The 16,891-nt window shown below is 61.1% G+C and carries 15 protein-coding genes; 14 read left to right on the top strand and 1 reads right to left on the bottom strand.

The annotated features are described in order from the left end of the window. Together orn and AB4O08_RS10095 are read left to right on the top strand one after the other, a co-directional pair. Positions 1-543 carry an oligoribonuclease gene (orn, locus tag AB4O08_RS10100; RefSeq protein WP_010213620.1) on the top strand — a complete coding sequence of 181 codons (543 nt, stop codon included), beginning with the start codon at positions 1-3 and terminating at the stop codon, positions 541-543. A gap of 191 nt (positions 544-734) precedes the next feature. Then, complete coding sequence (locus tag AB4O08_RS10095; protein WP_174555606.1) at positions 735-1,352, top strand: trimeric intracellular cation channel family protein; 618 nt, start codon at positions 735-737, stop codon at positions 1,350-1,352. On the opposite strand, the gene queG is transcribed toward AB4O08_RS10095, so the two are convergent. Further along, positions 1,349-2,413 (bottom strand): tRNA epoxyqueuosine(34) reductase QueG, encoded by a 1,065-nt coding sequence (queG, locus tag AB4O08_RS10090; protein WP_460114844.1) that lies wholly within the window; start codon positions 2,411-2,413, stop codon positions 1,349-1,351. The two genes, AB4O08_RS10095 and queG, sit on opposite strands and share 4 nt — an antisense overlap. A 63-nt stretch (positions 2,414-2,476) precedes the next feature. On the opposite strand from queG, the gene AB4O08_RS10085 reads away from it, so the two are divergent. The 12 genes from AB4O08_RS10085 (at position 2,477) to AB4O08_RS10030 (ending at position 16,827) form a co-directional block, all read left to right on the top strand. Further along, positions 2,477-3,337, top strand: coding sequence for an NAD(P)H-hydrate dehydratase (locus AB4O08_RS10085; RefSeq protein WP_460114843.1), 861 nt, complete (start codon positions 2,477-2,479; stop codon positions 3,335-3,337). After that, positions 3,325-3,795 (top strand): tRNA (adenosine(37)-N6)-threonylcarbamoyltransferase complex ATPase subunit type 1 TsaE, encoded by a 471-nt coding sequence (tsaE, locus tag AB4O08_RS10080; RefSeq protein WP_010213616.1) that lies wholly within the window; start codon positions 3,325-3,327, stop codon positions 3,793-3,795. Before AB4O08_RS10085 ends, tsaE begins: the two co-directional genes overlap by 13 nt. Positions 3,796-3,810: 15 nt before the next feature. Beyond that, on the top strand, positions 3,811-5,232 hold the full coding sequence (locus tag AB4O08_RS10075; protein ID WP_010213615.1) for an N-acetylmuramoyl-L-alanine amidase: 1,422 nt from the start codon (positions 3,811-3,813) through the stop codon (positions 5,230-5,232). Continuing rightward, positions 5,232-7,148: a DNA mismatch repair endonuclease MutL gene (mutL, locus tag AB4O08_RS10070; RefSeq protein WP_460114842.1), complete on the top strand. Its 1,917-nt coding sequence runs from the start codon at positions 5,232-5,234 to the stop codon at positions 7,146-7,148. The genes AB4O08_RS10075 and mutL overlap by 1 nt, the downstream gene beginning before the upstream one ends. Further along, the gene (miaA, locus tag AB4O08_RS10065; protein WP_010213612.1) at positions 7,148-8,119 is read left to right on the top strand and encodes a tRNA (adenosine(37)-N6)-dimethylallyltransferase MiaA; all 972 of its coding nucleotides are present in this window, start codon (positions 7,148-7,150) and stop codon (positions 8,117-8,119) included. Before mutL ends, miaA begins: the two co-directional genes overlap by 1 nt. A 95-nt stretch (positions 8,120-8,214) precedes the next feature. Beyond that, the gene (hfq, locus tag AB4O08_RS10060) at positions 8,215-8,475 is read left to right on the top strand and encodes an RNA chaperone Hfq (protein WP_003171355.1); all 261 of its coding nucleotides are present in this window, start codon (positions 8,215-8,217) and stop codon (positions 8,473-8,475) included. A gap of 12 nt (positions 8,476-8,487) precedes the next feature. Further along, entirely contained in the window at positions 8,488-9,789 is a 1,302-nt protein-coding gene (hflX, locus tag AB4O08_RS10055; RefSeq protein WP_010213610.1) for a ribosome rescue GTPase HflX, read from the top strand. A gap of 96 nt (positions 9,790-9,885) precedes the next feature. Then, entirely contained in the window at positions 9,886-11,061 is a 1,176-nt protein-coding gene (hflK, locus tag AB4O08_RS10050) for an FtsH protease activity modulator HflK (protein WP_010213608.1), read from the top strand. Continuing rightward, on the top strand, positions 11,061-11,927 hold the full coding sequence (hflC, locus tag AB4O08_RS10045) for a protease modulator HflC (RefSeq protein WP_010213607.1): 867 nt from the start codon (positions 11,061-11,063) through the stop codon (positions 11,925-11,927). The genes hflK and hflC overlap by 1 nt, the downstream gene beginning before the upstream one ends. 294 nt (positions 11,928-12,221) lie before the next feature. Next, entirely contained in the window at positions 12,222-13,409 is a 1,188-nt protein-coding gene (locus AB4O08_RS10040) for an ATP phosphoribosyltransferase regulatory subunit (protein WP_010213606.1), read from the top strand. 54 nt (positions 13,410-13,463) lie between these two features. Next, positions 13,464-14,753, top strand: coding sequence for an adenylosuccinate synthase (locus tag AB4O08_RS10035; protein WP_010213605.1), 1,290 nt, complete (start codon positions 13,464-13,466; stop codon positions 14,751-14,753). Positions 14,754-14,892: 139 nt separating this feature from the next. Beyond that, positions 14,893-16,827 carry a methyl-accepting chemotaxis protein gene (locus AB4O08_RS10030; RefSeq protein ID WP_010213604.1) on the top strand — a complete coding sequence of 645 codons (1,935 nt, stop codon included), beginning with the start codon at positions 14,893-14,895 and terminating at the stop codon, positions 16,825-16,827. Positions 16,828-16,891 lie beyond the last annotated feature (64 nt).

Below are 16,891 nucleotides of genomic sequence, written 5' to 3'. Positions count from 1 at the left end.
ATGCAAAACCCACAGAACCTGATTTGGATCGATCTGGAAATGACCGGTCTGAACCCTGACACCGACGTCATCATCGAAATGGCGACGATTGTCACCGACAGCAACCTCAACACCTTGGCCGAAGGGCCGGTGATTGCCATCCACCACAGCGACGCCGTCCTCGCCACCATGGACGAGTGGAATACCCGCACTCATGGCAACTCCGGCCTGACCCAGCGCGTGCGCGACAGCCGTATCAGCATGGCCGAAGCAGAAGCCGAGACCATCGCCTTCCTGGAAAAGTGGGTGCCCAAGGGCAAGTCGCCGATCTGCGGCAACAGCATCTGCCAGGATCGTCGCTTCCTTTATACGCATATGAAGGCGCTGGAAAGCTACTTCCACTACCGCAACCTGGATGTGTCCACGCTTAAGGAATTGGCCGCGCGCTGGGCGCCGGAAGTCAAAGACAGCTTCCATAAAGGCAGCACGCACTTGGCGCTGGATGATATTCGCGAGTCGATTGCCGAGCTGCAGCATTACCGCAAGCATTTCATCAAGGCCTGAAGATGTGGCGCCTGGCCCGGCGCCATCGCAGGCAAGCCAGCTCCCACGCTTGACCGTTTTGTCACGACGCGCGCGGAACAAATGGGGGAGCTGGCTCGCCTGCGGTAGGGTCGACGCGGTCTTTCGCCAAGCGCCCTCTTTTGGTGCCATCAGCAAATGATTAGACTGCCGGCCTCAATGCAAGGATCGCCATCATGCTGCTGATGCTCTACCTCATCGCCATCACCGCCGAAGCCATGACCGGCGCGCTGTCGGCCGGACGGCGTGGCATGGACTGGTTCGGCGTGGTGCTGATCGCGTGTGTGACGGCGTTGGGTGGCGGTTCGGTGCGTGATGTGCTGCTTGGGCACTACCCGCTGACCTGGGTCAAGCACCCGGAATACCTGGTGCTGACCTCCATTGCCGCACTGGTGACGATCTTTATCGCACCGCTGATGCGCCGCCTGCGCTCGCTGTTCCTGGCGCTGGACGCCGTTGGCCTGGTGGCCTTCACCCTGATCGGTTGCATGACTGCGCTGGAAATGGGCCACGGCATGCTGGTGGCATCGGTCAGCGGGGTGATCACCGGGGTCTTCGGCGGCATCCTGCGCGACATCTTCTGCAACGACATCCCGCTGATCTTTCGCCGCGAGCTGTACGCCAGTGTGTCGTTCCTCGCCGCCTGGTTTTATATGCTGTGCCTTTATCTGGAGCTGCCCAGCGAGCAAGCGATCCTGCTGACCCTGTTCAGCGGCTTTCTACTGCGCCTGCTGGCGATCCGTTTTCACTGGGAAATGCCCAAGTTCGTCTACAACGACGATGTGCACTAGCGGCTGGCGTGCTGGTTCAGTGCCCATTCCACGTGTTCGCGCACCAGTTCCGACGGGTAATCCCGGCGTGCCTTCAAAGCCTCCAGCACTGGAATGCTCGACGGCGCATTGCCCAGGCCCACCGCGAGATTGCGCAGCCAGCGCTCGTAGCCGGCACGACGCAGCGGTGAGCCTTCGGTGCTGCTGAGGAATTTATCCTCGTCCCACATAAACAACTCGGCCAGTTCTGCGTTATCCAGATTGTGGCGTGGCTTGAAATCGCTTTCGCCGGTAGCGCGGGCGAAACGATTCCACGGGCACACGATCTGACAGTCATCGCAGCCGAACACGCGGTTGCCGATCAGTGGGCGCAGGTCCTCGGGAATCGCGTGTTTGAGCTCGATGGTCAGGTAGGAAATGCAGCGTCGCGCGTCCAACACATAGGGACCGACTAAGGCATTGGTGGGGCAGATGTCCAGGCAAGCAGTGCAGCGGCCGCAGTGTTCAGTGCTGTGGGGCGCGTCGATCGGCAGCGGCAAGTCGACAAACAGCTCGCTGAGGAAGAAGTAACTGCCCGCCTTGCGATTGAGTACCAGGGTGTTTTTACCGATCCAGCCCAGCCCGGCTTTTTCGGCGATGGCTTTTTCCAGCACTGGTGCGCTGTCGACAAAGGCGCGGAAACCGAAAGGGCCGATCTGCGCCTGGATGCGGTCAGCCAGTTGCTGCACGCGCTTGCGGATCAGCTTGTGATAGTCGCGGCCCAGGGCGTAACGCGAGATGTAGGCTTTTTCCGGCTTGGCCAGTAATTGGGCCATTTGTGTATCGCCCGGTAGGTAATCCATGCGCAGCGACACCACGCGCAAGGTACCGGGCACCAGTTCATCGGGATGAGAGCGTTTGCTGCCATGGGCGCCCATGTACTCCATCTCGCCGTGATAGCCCGCTTCGAGCCAGCGTTGCAGGTGCTGCTCATGCTCGGCGAGGTCCAGGCCGCTGATGCCTACTTGTTGAAAGCCCAGTTCGCGGCCCCAGTCTTTGATCGATTGGGCGAGGGCGGGCAGATCGGTGGTGATGGCAGGCATGAGACAAGGGAAACCGCAGGTTAGATAGGTATAATTCTGCCAGACATCGGAGCTCGAAGACGCATGCCGCAGACAAAACACGCAATAACCGACGTACAGTCCCTCTTGCACGGCCATTTGCCGCAGCTGGCGGCGCGCTCCCCGGACGACCATAAAGGCCGGTTTGGCCACCTGTTGGTCATAGGTGGCGACCGCGGCTTGGGTGGCGCAGCCTTGCTGAGCGCAGAAAGTGCCTTGCGCAGTGGCGCGGGCATGGTGTCCCTGGCAACGCGCCTGGAGCACGTGCCAGCTGCTTTGGCTCGCTTGCCGGAAGTCATGACGGTGGGTGTGAGCTCAGCCAACCAACTGATGGGCCTGCTGGAAAAGATCTCGGTCATTGTGATCGGGCCTGGCCTTGGAGACGCGTCCTGGGGCAAAAGCCTGCTGTCTGTGGCCGCCAACGCCAAGCAACCGCAAGTCTGGGACGCCGATGCCTTGAACCAACTCGCCAGCGGCAGCGTCAGCTTGCCGGCCAACTGCGTGATCACCCCGCATCCGGGGGAGGCCGCGCGGTTGTTGGGCATTTCGATAGCCGAGGTTCAGGCCGATCGCCTTAAGGTGGCGCGCGCGTTGAGCCAGACATTCAATGCAGTGGCTATCCTCAAGGGGGCTGGCAGTTTGATTGCCAGCCCGGACGGACGTGTTTCACGGTGTGAACAAGGTCATCCGGCAATGGCAACTGCAGGGCTGGGCGATGTCCTGGCCGGCCTGGTGGGCGCGTTGCTGGCCCAGGGCATGCAGGCCTATGAGGCAAGCTGTCTGGCGGTTTGGTTGCACGCCACGGCGGGCGATCGCCAGGGCACCTTTGGTCGTGGCTTGGCTGCCAGCGACTTGATACCTGCCATTCGTCAATTGTTGGAGGAGCAGTCGCCGTGTCTGAAGTAATCCTTTTCCTGGCCGATGAAGAGGCCACCGTTGCGTTCGGGCAACGCCTTGCGCAGGTGACGGCAGGGACAGGGCTGATCTTTCTGGAAGGCAACTTGGGGGCGGGCAAGACCACGTTGTCCCGAGGGATTATCCGCGGGTTGGGCCACACTGGGGCAGTAAAAAGCCCTACGTTCACCCTGGTCGAACCCTACGAAATCGGTGCGGTGCGCGCCTTCCACTTTGACCTCTATCGTCTGGTGGACCCCGAAGAGTTGGAATACATGGGGATCCGGGATTACTTCGATGACGATGCGTTGTGCCTGATTGAGTGGCCAGATAAAGGCACAGGCTTTTTGCCAAAGCCTGACATGACCATTACCATTACGCCGCATGAGCACGGGCGTCAGTTGAAGTTGTTGCCCCAGAGCGCGCGCGGCCAGTCGTGGTGCGCCGCTTTGGCATTGGAATTCAAATAATTGGTGGGGTTAGGTATGCGCTTTCGCGCGTTGGTTGCTGTCGTGGGGGTGTTGCTTGCGGCAATGACTGTCAATGCTCTGGCTGCTTCACAGGTAAAAAGTGTGCGCCTGTGGCGAGCGCCGGATAACACGCGACTGGTGTTCGACCTGTCTGGGCCGGTCCAGCACAGCGTCTTTACCCTGACGGCGCCCGATCGCCTGGTGATCGACATCAACGGCGCGACCCTGGCCGCGCCGTTGAAAGTGTCCACCGCCAATACCCCGATTACCGCCATGCGCTCGGCCCAACGGACACCGACCGACCTGCGCGTGGTGATCGACCTGAAAAAGGTCGTGACCCCGAAAAGCTTCTCCCTGGCGCCTAACGCCCAGTACGGCAACCGACTGGTGGTCGACCTGTTCGACAATGCCGCCGATGCCAACCCGCCACCTGCACCGCCCCCGAGTGTTGCGACTGTCCCGGCGGTTCCGGTCAATCCGTCGCAACCGCAGGTCAAGCTGCCTCCGCCACCACCGGCTCCGGCCGGCAAGCGCGACATTATCGTGGTGATCGATGCTGGTCACGGTGGTGAGGATCCGGGTGCCTCCGGTTCACGCGGTCAGCATGAAAAAGACGTGGTACTGGCGATTGCCCGTGAACTGCAGCGTCAGATCAATGCGATGAAAGGCTACCGCGCCGAGCTGACCCGTACCGGCGACTACTTCATTCCATTGCGCGGCCGTACCGAAATCGCCCGTAAGAAGGGCGCCGACCTGTTCGTGTCGATCCATGCCGACGCTGCGCCTTCGGCCGCAGCCTTTGGCGCCTCGGTGTTTGCCCTGTCGGATCGCGGCGCTACCTCCGAGACCGCGCGTTGGCTGGCCGACAGTGAAAACCGTTCCGACCTGATCGGCGGAGCCGGCAACGTATCACTCGATGACAAGGACAAAATGCTCGCCGGTGTGTTGCTCGACCTGTCGATGACCGCTTCGCTGACGTCCAGCCTGAACGTCGGCCAGAAGGTCCTGAGCAATATCGGCCGCGTTACGCCGCTGCACAAACAGCGCGTAGAGCAAGCGGGCTTCATGGTGCTGAAATCGCCGGACATCCCCTCGATCCTGGTGGAAACCGGCTTTATCTCCAATTCCAACGAAGCCTCGAAACTGGCGACCGGCAGCCACCAGCAGGCGCTGGCGCGTTCCATCAGCGCCGGTGTTCGCCAGTTCTTCCAGCAGAATCCGCCACCGGGCACCTATATCGCCTGGCTGCGTGACTCCGGGAAAATCGCTCAGGGCCCGCGTGACCATCGCGTGCAGCCCGGCGACACCCTGGCCATGCTGGCCGTGCGTTTCCAGGTGTCGGCCGCTACCTTGCGCAGCGCCAACAACCTGAAGACGGATGAATTGAAAGTCGGCCAGGTGTTGACCATCCCTGGCACTGAATTGGCGGCACAGTAATGAGCGAATCCATTCTGGACAACGGCTCACGCATCGAACTGCTGAGCCCACGTCTTGCCAACCAGATTGCGGCGGGCGAGGTTGTGGAGCGTCCGGCATCGGTGATCAAGGAACTGCTGGAAAACAGCATCGACTCCGGCGCCAAGCGCATTGATGTCGACGTGGAGCAGGGCGGCGTCAAGCTGCTGCGGGTGCGTGATGATGGCAGCGGCATTTCTTCCGACGACTTGCCGCTGGCCTTGGCGCGTCACGCCACCAGCAAGATTCGCGACCTGGAAGACCTGGAACGGGTGATGAGCCTGGGCTTTCGCGGTGAGGCCCTGGCCTCTATCAGCTCTGTGGCGCGCCTGACCCTGACGTCTCGCACTCGCAGCGCCGAGCAGGCCTGGCAAGTGGAAACCGAAGGTCGCGACATGGCACCTCGGGTCCATCCGGCAGCCCATCCCGTCGGTACTTCGGTGGAAGTGCGCGACCTGTTCTTCAACACCCCGGCGCGGCGTAAATTCCTCAAGGCCGAAAAAACCGAATTCGATCACCTGCAGGAAGTCATCAAGCGCCTGGCCTTGGCCCGCTTCGACGTGGCGTTTCACTTGCGTCATAACGGCAAGACCATCCTCAGTTTGCACGAAGCCCACGATGACGCCGCGCGCGCTCGCCGTGTGTCGGCGATCTGCGGGCCGGGGTTCCTGGAGCAGGCGCTGCCGATTGAAATCGAACGCAATGGCCTGCGCCTGTGGGGCTGGGTCGGCTTGCCGACCTTCTCCCGCAGCCAGGCGGACTTGCAGTATTTCTTTGTGAATGGCCGTGCGGTGCGCGACAAACTGGTGGCCCACGCGGTGCGCCAGGCCTATCGCGATGTGCTGTTCAACGGGCGGCACCCAACGTTTGTGCTGTTTTTTGAGGTCGACCCGTCGGTGGTGGACGTTAACGTGCACCCCACCAAGCACGAAGTGCGCTTCCGTGATGGACGCATGGTGCACGACTTCCTCTATGGCACCCTGCACCGCACCCTGGGTGATGTGCGTCCGGACGATCAATTGGCCGCGCCCATTGTGACGGCCGTGGTCCGCCCAAGTGGCCCGCAAGCCGGTGAGTTTGGCCCCCAGGGCGAAATGAGCCTGGCGGCCAACCTGTTGCAATCGCCGCAGTCGCAACCGTCCTATACCGCGCCGAATGCCGGCGCCGGCTCGGGTTATCAATACCAATACACCCCGCGTCCACAGTCGGCGGTGCCGGTGGCTGAGGCCCAGGCTGCTTACCGCGAGTTTTTCGCGCCGCTGCCGGGTGCTGAACAGGGCGCGCCGGTTGCCCTGCCGGAAGGCGGTGGAGATATCCCGCCGTTGGGCTACGCGTTGGCGCAGCTCAAGGGCATCTACATCCTGGCGGAAAACGCCCATGGCCTGGTGCTGGTGGACATGCACGCCGCCCACGAGCGGATCATGTACGAACGCCTCAAGATTGCCATGGCCAGCGAAGGCCTCAGCGGCCAGCCGCTGCTGGTGCCGGAGTCGCTGGCAGTCAGCCAGCGCGAGGCCGATTGTGCCGAAGAGCACCACAGCGTGTTCCAGAAGCTGGGCTTCGAACTGCAGCGCCTGGGCCCGGAAACCCTGGCCATCCGCCAGATTCCTGCGCTGCTCAAGCAGGCCGAGGCCAACCGGCTGGTGGCCGACGTACTGGCTGACCTGATGGAATACGGCACCAGTGACCGCATCCAGGCCCACATCAACGAACTGCTCGGCACCATGGCCTGCCACGGTGCCATTCGCGCCAATCGCCGCCTGGCCTTGCCGGAAATGAACGGCCTGCTGCGCGACATGGAAAACACCGAACGCAGCGGGCAATGCAACCATGGCCGACCGACCTGGACCCAGATGGGCCTGGACGATCTGGACAAACTCTTCCTGCGCGGCCGTTGATGAGTGCCTTGCCCCCCGCCATCTTCCTGATGGGCCCCACGGCCGCCGGCAAGACCGACCTGGCCATCGAGCTGACCAAGGTGCTGCCGTGCGAGCTGATCAGTGTCGACTCGGCCCTGGTTTACCGGGACATGGACATCGGCACCGCCAAGCCATCAAAAGCGCTGCTGGCCCAGTATCCGCATCAGTTGATCGACATCATCGACCCGTCAGAGAGCTATTCGGCCGCGGATTTTCGCACAGACGCCCTGGCTGCCATGGCTGACATCACCGCGCGAGGCAATATTCCGCTGCTGGTGGGCGGCACGATGCTCTATTACAAGGCTTTGCAGGAGGGCCTGGCGGACATGCCGCCGGCCGACGCCCAGGTGCGCGCCGAACTGGAAGAAGAGGCTGCACGCCTTGGCTGGCAAGCCTTGCACGACCAGTTGGCGTCGGTAGACCCAATATCTGCCGCGCGCATTCACCCCAATGACCCCCAGCGCCTCACTCGCGCCTTGGAGGTCTGGCGTGTCAGCGGGCAGACCATGACTGAACACCGGCTGAAACAAAGTGCGCAAAGTGCTGACGCAGGCGCATCTGGCGCATCACAATTGCCCTATACTGTGGCGAATCTGGCCATCGCTCCGGCAAATCGCCAGGTGCTGCATGAACGAATTGCACAAAGATTCACAATTATGTTGGAACAGGGGTTTGTGGACGAGGTCGTAGCTCTGCGTTCCAGAGGTGACCTGCACCCAGGGTTACCTTCGATACGTGCTGTAGGCTACCGTCAAGTCTGGGATCATCTGGATGGCAAGCTGACGTCAGCCGAAATGCAGGAACGCGGCATCATTGCCACGCGCCAATTGGCGAAACGCCAGTTCACCTGGTTGCGCAGCTGGAGCGATTTGCACTGGCTGGACAGTCTGGACAGCGACAATCTGTCACGCGCCTTGAAATACTTGGGAACGGTCTCCATATTGAGCTGAGTCCCTGCAATTGCCGTCTATCCTTGGGGGTGTGACGGCCATAAGCTATCTATTTTCCGATTTTTTTATTATTGATCCTTAAAGGAGTGCGGCACATGTCAAAAGGGCATTCGCTACAAGACCCTTACTTGAATACTTTACGTAAAGAGAAAGTGGGGGTTTCCATCTACCTGGTCAACGGTATCAAGCTGCAGGGCACGATCGAGTCGTTCGACCAGTTCGTGATCCTGCTGAAGAACACCGTCAGCCAGATGGTCTACAAGCACGCTATCTCGACAGTCGTTCCAGTTCGTCCAATCCGTCTGCCTAGCGCAGCAGGTGATGATGCAGCTGACGCTGAGCCAGGTAACGCCTGATAGGAGTCTCCTTTGTTCTTTGAGCGCCACGGTGGTGGTGAGCGAGTAATCCTCGTTCACTTGGATGGACAGGACCCTGAGGCGCGCGAAGATCCGCAGGAGTTTCAGGAGTTGGCAAATTCGGCCGGCGCCGAGACCGTTGCGTTTTTTAACGTACCGCGTCATCGGCCAACCGCCAAATTCCTGATTGGCAGCGGCAAGGTCGAGGAACTGCGCGACCTGGTGCACGCCGAAGAAGCCGATCTGGTGATCTTCAATCACGTCCTCACGCCCAGTCAGGAACGTAACCTCGAACGTGTCTTCGAGTGTCGCGTGATCGACCGTACCGGTCTGATTCTCGATATTTTCGCCCAGCGCGCCCGTACCCATGAAGGCAAGCTCCAGGTCGAACTGGCCCAGCTTGATCACATGAGCACCCGCCTGGTCCGCGGCTGGACTCACCTTGAGCGTCAAGGTGGCGGCATCGGCATGCGTGGTCCGGGTGAAACCCAGCTCGAAACCGACCGACGCCTGTTGCGGGTTCGCCTGCGCCAGATCAAGGGTCGCCTGGAGAAGGTACGCAGCCAGCGTGAGCAATCACGACGGGGTCGTTCCCGTGCGGATATCCCGACCGTGTCGCTGGTGGGCTATACCAACGCCGGCAAATCCACACTCTTCAATAACGTGACGAAATCGGACGTGTACGCGGCCGACCAACTGTTCGCCACCCTCGACCCGACCTTGCGTCGTCTGGATCTGGACGACCTGGGGCCGATTGTCCTGGCCGACACCGTAGGTTTCATTCGTCACTTGCCGCACAAGCTGGTCGAGGCATTTCGGTCTACGCTCGAAGAGTCGAGCAACTCCGACCTGCTGTTGCACGTGATCGATGCGGCCGAACCGGATCGCATGTTGCAGATTGAACAGGTGATGCTGGTACTGGGCGAGATCGGTGCCCAGGACTTGCCGATCCTCGAGGTCTATAACAAACTCGATTTGCTTGAAGGCGTTGAGCCACAAATCCAGCGCGATGAGAACGGCAAGCCCCAGCGGGTCTGGCTGTCGGCGCGTGATGGCAGTGGTCTTGAGTTGCTTGAACAAGCCATTGCCGAGTTGCTTGGCAGCGATTTGTTCGTCGGCACCTTGCGCTTGCCCCAGCGTTTTGCTCGACTGCGTGCACAGTTTTTCGAGCTGGGTGCGGTGCAGAAAGAAGAACACGACGAAGAAGGTGTCAGCTTGCTGGCCGTTCGATTGCCGCGCTCGGAGCTGAATCGGCTGGTCAGCCGTGAAGGCGTTGTACCGGCAGAGTTCATCGAACAACACACTTTGCAATAAAAGCCTCCTAAAGCGGTTGTGCCGCGGTGGCAGGCATTCTGTAGCATTGGTCGGCGCGCCGTGGGTGCGTCTTTGCTTTATCAGATGGAGAGCGCTATGGCTTGGAATGAGCCGGGTGGCAACTCGAATAATCAGGATCCTTGGGGTGGTAAACGCCGCAATAATGGCGACCGCAAGGGGCCACCAGATCTCGACGAGGCCTTCCGAAAGCTGCAGGAAAGCCTGAATGGGTTGTTCGGTGGTGGAAAAAAACGGGGTGGTGACGACGGTGGTCGCACAAGCAAGGGCGGCGGCTATGGCCTGCTGGGCCTGGGTCTTGTCGTGCTGGCGGCCGTATGGCTGTACAGCGCCGTCTACGTGGTGGACGAGCAGGAGCAAGCCGTGGTGCTGCGCTTCGGCAAATACTACGAGACTGTCGGCCCTGGCCTGAACATCTATTTCCCGCCGATCGACAAGAAGTACATGGAAAACGTCACGCGTGAGCGTGCCTACACCAAGCAGGGCCAGATGCTGACCGAAGACGAGAACATCGTCGAAGTGCCGCTGACCGTGCAGTACAAGATCAGCAACCTGCAGGACTTCGTGCTGAACGTTGATCAGCCGGAAATCAGCCTGCAACACGCTACCGAAAGTGCCCTGCGCCATGTCGTCGGTTCTACCGCGATGGACCAGGTGCTGACCGAAGGGCGTGAATTGATGGCCAGCGAGATCAAGGAGCGCCTGCAACGGTTCCTCGATACCTATCGCACCGGTATTACCGTCACCCAGGTGAACGTACAGAGCGCAGCCGCACCGCGCGAAGTACAGGAAGCCTTCGATGACGTGATCCGTGCCCGTGAAGACGAGCAGCGCTCGCGCAACCAGGCTGAAACCTACGCCAACGGCGTCGTGCCGGAAGCCCGTGGTCAGGCCCAGCGCATCCTCGAGGACGCCAACGGTTATCGCGACGAAGTGGTCTCTCGTGCCAAGGGTGAGGCGGATCGCTTTACCAAGTTGGTCGCCGAGTACCGCAAGGCGCCAGAAGTCACGCGTGAGCGTCTGTACCTGGACACCATGCAGGAAGTCTTCAGCAACACCAGCAAGGTTCTCGTGACCGGCAGCAAAGGTGGGCAGAACAACCTGCTGTACCTGCCGCTGGACAAGATGATCGAAGGTGGTCGTAGCAGCACCAGCGCACCGTCCACCGGTTCCACTGCCGCTGCCAACGAAGCGAGCGCCCGTGCGGCCGCTGACTTGCTGCAACAGCAAACACGTACCAGGGAGAGTCGTTGATGAGCAATAAATCGCTGACCGCCCTGATTGTGGGCGTCGTCGTGGTCATCGCTGCCTGGAACTGCTTCTACATCGTGGCTCAGACCGAGCGTGCGGTGCTGCTGCAATTCGGTCGCGTGGTCCAGGCGGATGTCCAGCCGGGCCTGCATGTGAAAGTCCCCTACGTCAACCAGGTGCGCAAGTTCGACGCCCGCCTGATGACCCTGGATGCACCGACACAGCGCTTCCTGACCCTGGAAAAGAAAGCCGTGATGGTTGACGCTTACGCCAAGTGGCGCGTCAAGGATGCCGAGCGCTTCTACACTGCGACCTCCGGCCTCAAGCAGATTGCCGACGAGCGTTTGTCGCGCCGTCTGGAGTCGGGCCTGCGTGACCAGTTTGGTAAGCGCACCCTGCATGAGGTGGTTTCCGGTGAGCGTGATGCGCTGATGGCTGACATCACCCGTTCGCTGAACACGATGGCGGAAAAAGAGCTGGGCATCGAAGTGGTTGATGTCCGGGTCAAGGCTATCGACCTGCCGAAGGAAGTGAACCGCAGCGTGTTCGAGCGGATGAGCACCGAGCGTGAGCGTGAAGCCCGTGAGCACCGCGCCAAGGGTAACGAGTTGGCAGAAGGCATCCGAGCGGATGCCGACCGTCAGCGCCGTGTCCTGCTGGCCGAAGCCTATCGCGAGTCTGAAGAGGCCCGTGGTGATGGCGATGCTCAAGCGGCGGCGATCTACGCCAAGGCCTACGGACAGGACCAGGAGTTCTACGCGTTCTACCGTAGCCTTCGCGCCTACCGTGAAAGCTTCGCGAACAAAACCGACGTCATGGTGCTGGACCCAAGCAGCGACTTCTTCCGCTACCTGGAAAAGTCCAAGTAACCAGCCTGTGATTCTGTAGGTGTCATCTCCGTCGGGCGGCTAAAACGCCTGGCGGGGTGATCCTTTCAGAAAACGGGTGTATGATGCGGCAGCCGGGAAATTCCCGGCTTTTTTGCGTCTGCATGTTTGATTCGGCAGGCGTGACAGGTTTTTCGAGGAAAGTGCCCGACGAGGCCGATTACAGGCCGTTCGTCACGTCGCTCTTGCGCGTGGTTTATGCAGGGGGCGGGTGTTTTCTGCTTCACTCAAGGCTCGGCCGAGGGCTGGCCGCCCGGATCAAAGGGGAATGGCGTAATGGCAACGGTAGACCGCTGGCTGCTGCCAGATGGCATCGAAGAAGTACTGCCACCAGAAGCTGCGCGCATTGAAGTAGCGCGTCGCCAGGTGTTGGATCTGTTCCAGAGCTGGGGTTACGAGTTTGTCGTGACCCCCCATATCGAGTACCTGGAATCCCTGCTGACCGGCGCGGGCCAGGACCTGGATCTGCGCACCTTCAAGGTCATCGACCCGCAGTCGGGCCGGCAAATGGGTTTCCGTGCCGACATCACGCCGCAAGTGGCGCGTATCGATGCGCATACCCTGCGCCGCGAAGGTCCGAGCCGTCTTTGCTATGCCGGCAGCGTGCTGCATGCACAGCCGCGTGCGTTGTCGTCGTCCCGGAGCCCGATCCAGCTGGGCGCCGAGTTGTACGGCGATGCCAGCCCGAGCAGCGATGTTGAAGTGATCAGCTTGATGCTGGCCATGCTGCAATTGGCCGATGTGCCGGATGTTCACATGGACCTGGGACACGTGGGTATCTACCGTGGCCTGGCCCGTGCGGCTGGTTTGTCCGGTGAAGTGGAACAGCAGCTCTTCGATGCCTTACAACGCAAGGCCATCGATGAAGTGATCGCCCTGACCGCCGGTGTGCCTGCCGATCTGGCTGACATGCTGCGTGCATTGGTCAACCTGTGCGGCGGCCGTGAAGTGCTGGTCGCCGCGCGTCAGCGCCTGGCCAACGCGCCGGCGCCGGTACTGGCTGCGCTGGACGACGTGCTGGCGATTGCCGAGCAGTTGTCGGCGCGCTTCCCGGAGCTGCCGCTGTACTTTGATCTGGGTGAGTTGCGCGGCTACCACTACCACACTGGTGTGGTGTTCGCGGTATTTGTACCGGGTGTTGGCCAGGCCATCGCCCAAGGTGGTCGTTATGACGATATCGGCGCCGACTTCGGTCGGGCGCGTCCGGCCACTGGTTTCTCCACCGATTTGAAAACCCTGGTGACCCTGGGGCGTGCTGAGGTCGAGCTACCGTCTGGTGGCATTTGGATGCCCGACAGTACGGACGCAGCACTCTGGCAGCAGGTTTGCCAGTTGCGCAGTGAGGGTCAGCGTGTCGTCCAGGCTTTGCCTGGGCAACCATTGGCCGCCGCCCGTGAAGCGGACTGCGACCGGCAATTGATTCTGCAGAACGGGCTTTGGCAAGTATCGCCACTGGCTTCTTGAGTTTTCCTGCCGGCCATCGCCGGCACCAAGTTTGCGCGAATGAGGACAAGTGTTATGGGTAAGAATGTCGTAGTCCTGGGCACCCAATGGGGTGATGAGGGCAAAGGCAAGATCGTTGATCTGCTGACCGAACATGCTGCCGCCGTAGTGCGCTACCAAGGTGGTCACAACGCTGGCCACACCCTGGTCATCGATGGCGAAAAAACCGTCTTGCACCTGATCCCGTCGGGTGTACTGCGCGAAGGCGTGCAGTGCCTGATCGGCAACGGCGTCGTGGTTGCACCTGACGCCCTGCTGCGTGAGATCACCAAGCTGGAAGAGAAAGGCGTACCGGTGCGTGAGCGCCTGCGTATCAGCCCGTCTTGCCCGCTGATCCTGTCCTTCCACGTTGCGCTGGACCAGGCCCGTGAAAAGGCCCGTGGCGAGCTGAAGATCGGTACGACCGGTCGCGGCATCGGCCCGGCCTACGAAGACAAGGTTGCACGTCGTGGCCTGCGTGTGGGCGACCTGCTCAACATGCCGCGCTTTGAAGACAAGCTGCGTGAACTGGTGGATTACCACAACTTCATGCTGGTGGGTTACTACAAAGAGCCAGCCATTGAGTTCGAAAAGACCCTGGCCGAGTGCAAGGAATACGCTGAGCTGCTCAAGCCGCTGATGCTGGACGTGACCGCCGAGCTGCACGACCTGCGTCGCGCTGGCAAAGACATCATGTTCGAAGGTGCCCAAGGTTCGCTGCTGGACATCGACCACGGTACCTACCCGTACGTGACCAGCTCCAACACCACTGCGGGTGGCGTTGCGACCGGTTCGGGTGTTGGCCCGATGTTCCTGGACTACATCCTGGGCATCACCAAGGCTTACACCACTCGCGTAGGTTCGGGCCCGTTCCCGACTGAGCTGTTCGACGAAGTCGGTGCGCACCTGGCCAAGCAAGGTCACGAGTTCGGCGCGACCACCGGCCGTGCTCGTCGTTGCGGCTGGTTCGACGCGGTTATCCTGCGTCGCGCTATCGATGTGAACAGCATCTCGGGCATCTGCCTGACCAAGCTGGACGTGCTCGACGGTCTGGAAACCATCAACATCTGCATCGGCTACAAAGACGCAGAAGGTAAAGATGTGGCCCCGACTGACGCTGACAGCTACGTAGGTCTGCAGCCTGTGTACGAAGAAGTGCCGGGCTGGACCGAATCGACCGTGGGTGCCAAAACCCTGGAAGAACTGCCAGCGAACGCCCGTGCCTACATCAAGCGTGTTGAAGAGCTGATCGGCGCACCGATCGACATTATTTCGACAGGTCCGGACCGCAACGAAACCATCGTTCTGCGTCACCCGTTCGCTTAATAAGCTGTTGATGTAAAAAGCAAAGGGCTCCTCGGGGAGCCCTTTGTCGTTTCTGTCGTTCGGGCGGCACGACCTTTGCTTCGGTTCTCTCTTTCGCGGTGCTATCAAATTAATGGCACCCGTGGTCGAGGGATTCCCGATGTCTGCCGTTCTCTCATTGTTACAAAGCCGTCTGTTGCGGCCGGTGTTCGTTACCCTAGGTATCGCTCTTTTGGTGCAAGTGCTGGTGGCGGTTGCTCTCACACGCAGCACGGTCACGGCGCTGGAGGCTGATCTGGGCAATCGCCTGGGTATCGACAGCCAGAAACTGTCGGCTGAGCTGGCCCAGGCTGGTAAAGAAGTCACATCCAGCCTGGACAGCTTGTCGACCAGTACCCGTCAGCGTCTGACCGCGGGGCTTTCAACCCGCCTGCAGGAAGAGCAGAAGCAGCTGCGTGCGACCCTGGAAAAAGACCTGCAGGACTCCGCCAATGACATGGCGCAGCTGCTGGCCTCGGTGGCGCCGCGTGCCATGTGGGACAGCGACGTGCCGACGCTGTCGGAGTTCGCCCGGCGTGCCCAGCGTAATCCCAACGTGCTGTTCGTAGTGTATGACGACGCGGCGGGTGAGCATTTGACCCGCTACCTCAATCGTGAAAACCCGATCAACCAGGCGTTGTTGGAAAAGGGCAAGGGTGACCGCGCCTTGGATAAAGTGTTGAACGCGGCGAAAGACGACCCTTCTGTGTTTTATGTCGAAGCGTCCATCAGCCCCAATGGCGTGGAGATCGGCAAGGTGCGCATGGGGGTTTCCACTGCCGCGGTGGAGGCTGACCTGGTGGCGCTGGATAAGCGTTTCGCCGCACTGATCGCCAGTGGTGACCAGCTGGTGGGCGACAGTCTCAAGGGCGCGGCGGCTGATAGCGCTGCCGCCATGGGCGCCCGCCTGCAATCCGCACAGGCCACTGCAACCCAGATGACCGCCAATACCACCGGCGCCGTCCAGGACGCTGCTGGCACCTTGCGCTGGCGTATCGGCATGGGGCTCGCGCTGGTCGGTTTGGGTGTATTGCTGTTGATCGCCATCGTGCTGGGGCGCCGGGTAGTCAATCGCCTGAAGTTGCTGATCGCGGCCATGGATGACTTGGCTGCGGGCGAGGGCGACCTCACCAAGCGCGTGCAAATCAGCAGCAAGGACGAAATCGGCGACATGGCCTCGGCGGTCAATCGCTTTGTGGATAAGTTGCAGCCCATCGTGCGCGAAGCCGGGGATGTGGCCCAGCGTACGGGTGTGGAAATCGGTGCCATGACCTTGCGCAATGCCGGTGCTGACGCAGCGGCCGGCTTGCAGCGCGATGAAGTGGCCGAGAGCTTGCGCGCACTGTCGCAAATGGCCGACGAGGCACAGGCCGAAAGCCATGCGATGCAGGCGGCGTTGCAGCAGGTCGTGGATATTCGCCAGGCGACCGATGAGAACTCGCGCACTTCAGCCGAGGTCGGCAGCCTGATCGAAGCGTTGGCAGGCCAGGTACAGGCGGGGTCCCAGGTGATCGAGCGGCTGGCCCAGCAAAGCGAGCAGATCGAGGTGGTGTTGACCGTGATTCATGGTATCGCCGAGCAAACCAACCTGCTGGCGCTCAATGCGGCAATCGAAGCGGCGCGTGCCGGTGAAACCGGACGCGGCTTTGCCGTGGTGGCGGACGAAGTGCGGGCGTTGGCGAGCAAGACCCAAAGCTCCACGGGCGATATCCAGGCGCATATTGTGGCGTTGCAGCAGGGCGCGCGGGAAGCGGTGGACACCATCGGCAAGGCCGGGCGCCAGGCCAGTGAAGGTTTGCTGGTACTGCGCGACAGCGTGCGCCTGCAGCAGACGGTGCAGGCTTCGGTGGAGCAGGTGCATGCCGCGATAGGCTTGGCGACGCGTGCGGCAGAGCACCAGGCCCAGGGTGCCCATGCGGTGCGTGGTCGGGTCGAGGTCATCCATGCCCAGGCCGAACGTGCCGCCCAGGCGGTGCAGGAGACCACCGCCAGTGGCAAGGTGCTGGATGGATTGGCAGCGCAGTTGAAGGCGAGCCTGGGGCAGTTCCGGGCCTAGCGTCGCCTGTTACGGCGTCATCGCGGGCAAGTCCAGCTCCCACCTTGGAATGCATTCCAAAGGT

This window comes from Pseudomonas sp. H3_E07 (assembly GCF_054668895.1).
Note: the sequence above shows the minus strand (reverse complement) of the source record. Positions and strands in the feature narration are given on the sequence as shown.

Excerpts from the sequence above, each read along its gene's own strand:
- orn (WP_010213620.1), top strand. The coding sequence starts at position 1 with ATGCAAAACCCACAGAACCTGATTTGGATCGATCTGGAAATGACCGGT.
- queG (WP_460114844.1), bottom strand. The coding sequence starts at position 2,413 with ATGCCTGCCATCACCACCGATCTGCCCGCCCTCGCCCAATCGATCAAA.
- AB4O08_RS10085 (WP_460114843.1), top strand. The coding sequence starts at position 2,477 with ATGCCGCAGACAAAACACGCAATAACCGACGTACAGTCCCTCTTGCAC.
- AB4O08_RS10075 (WP_010213615.1), top strand. The coding sequence starts at position 3,811 with ATGCGCTTTCGCGCGTTGGTTGCTGTCGTGGGGGTGTTGCTTGCGGCA.
- mutL (WP_460114842.1), top strand. The coding sequence starts at position 5,232 with ATGAGCGAATCCATTCTGGACAACGGCTCACGCATCGAACTGCTGAGC.
- miaA (WP_010213612.1), top strand. The coding sequence starts at position 7,148 with ATGAGTGCCTTGCCCCCCGCCATCTTCCTGATGGGCCCCACGGCCGCC.
- hfq (WP_003171355.1), top strand. The coding sequence starts at position 8,215 with ATGTCAAAAGGGCATTCGCTACAAGACCCTTACTTGAATACTTTACGT.
- hflK (WP_010213608.1), top strand. The coding sequence starts at position 9,886 with ATGGCTTGGAATGAGCCGGGTGGCAACTCGAATAATCAGGATCCTTGG.
- hflC (WP_010213607.1), top strand. The coding sequence starts at position 11,061 with ATGAGCAATAAATCGCTGACCGCCCTGATTGTGGGCGTCGTCGTGGTC.
- AB4O08_RS10040 (WP_010213606.1), top strand. The coding sequence starts at position 12,222 with ATGGCAACGGTAGACCGCTGGCTGCTGCCAGATGGCATCGAAGAAGTA.
- AB4O08_RS10035 (WP_010213605.1), top strand. The coding sequence starts at position 13,464 with ATGGGTAAGAATGTCGTAGTCCTGGGCACCCAATGGGGTGATGAGGGC.
- AB4O08_RS10030 (WP_010213604.1), top strand. The coding sequence starts at position 14,893 with ATGTCTGCCGTTCTCTCATTGTTACAAAGCCGTCTGTTGCGGCCGGTG.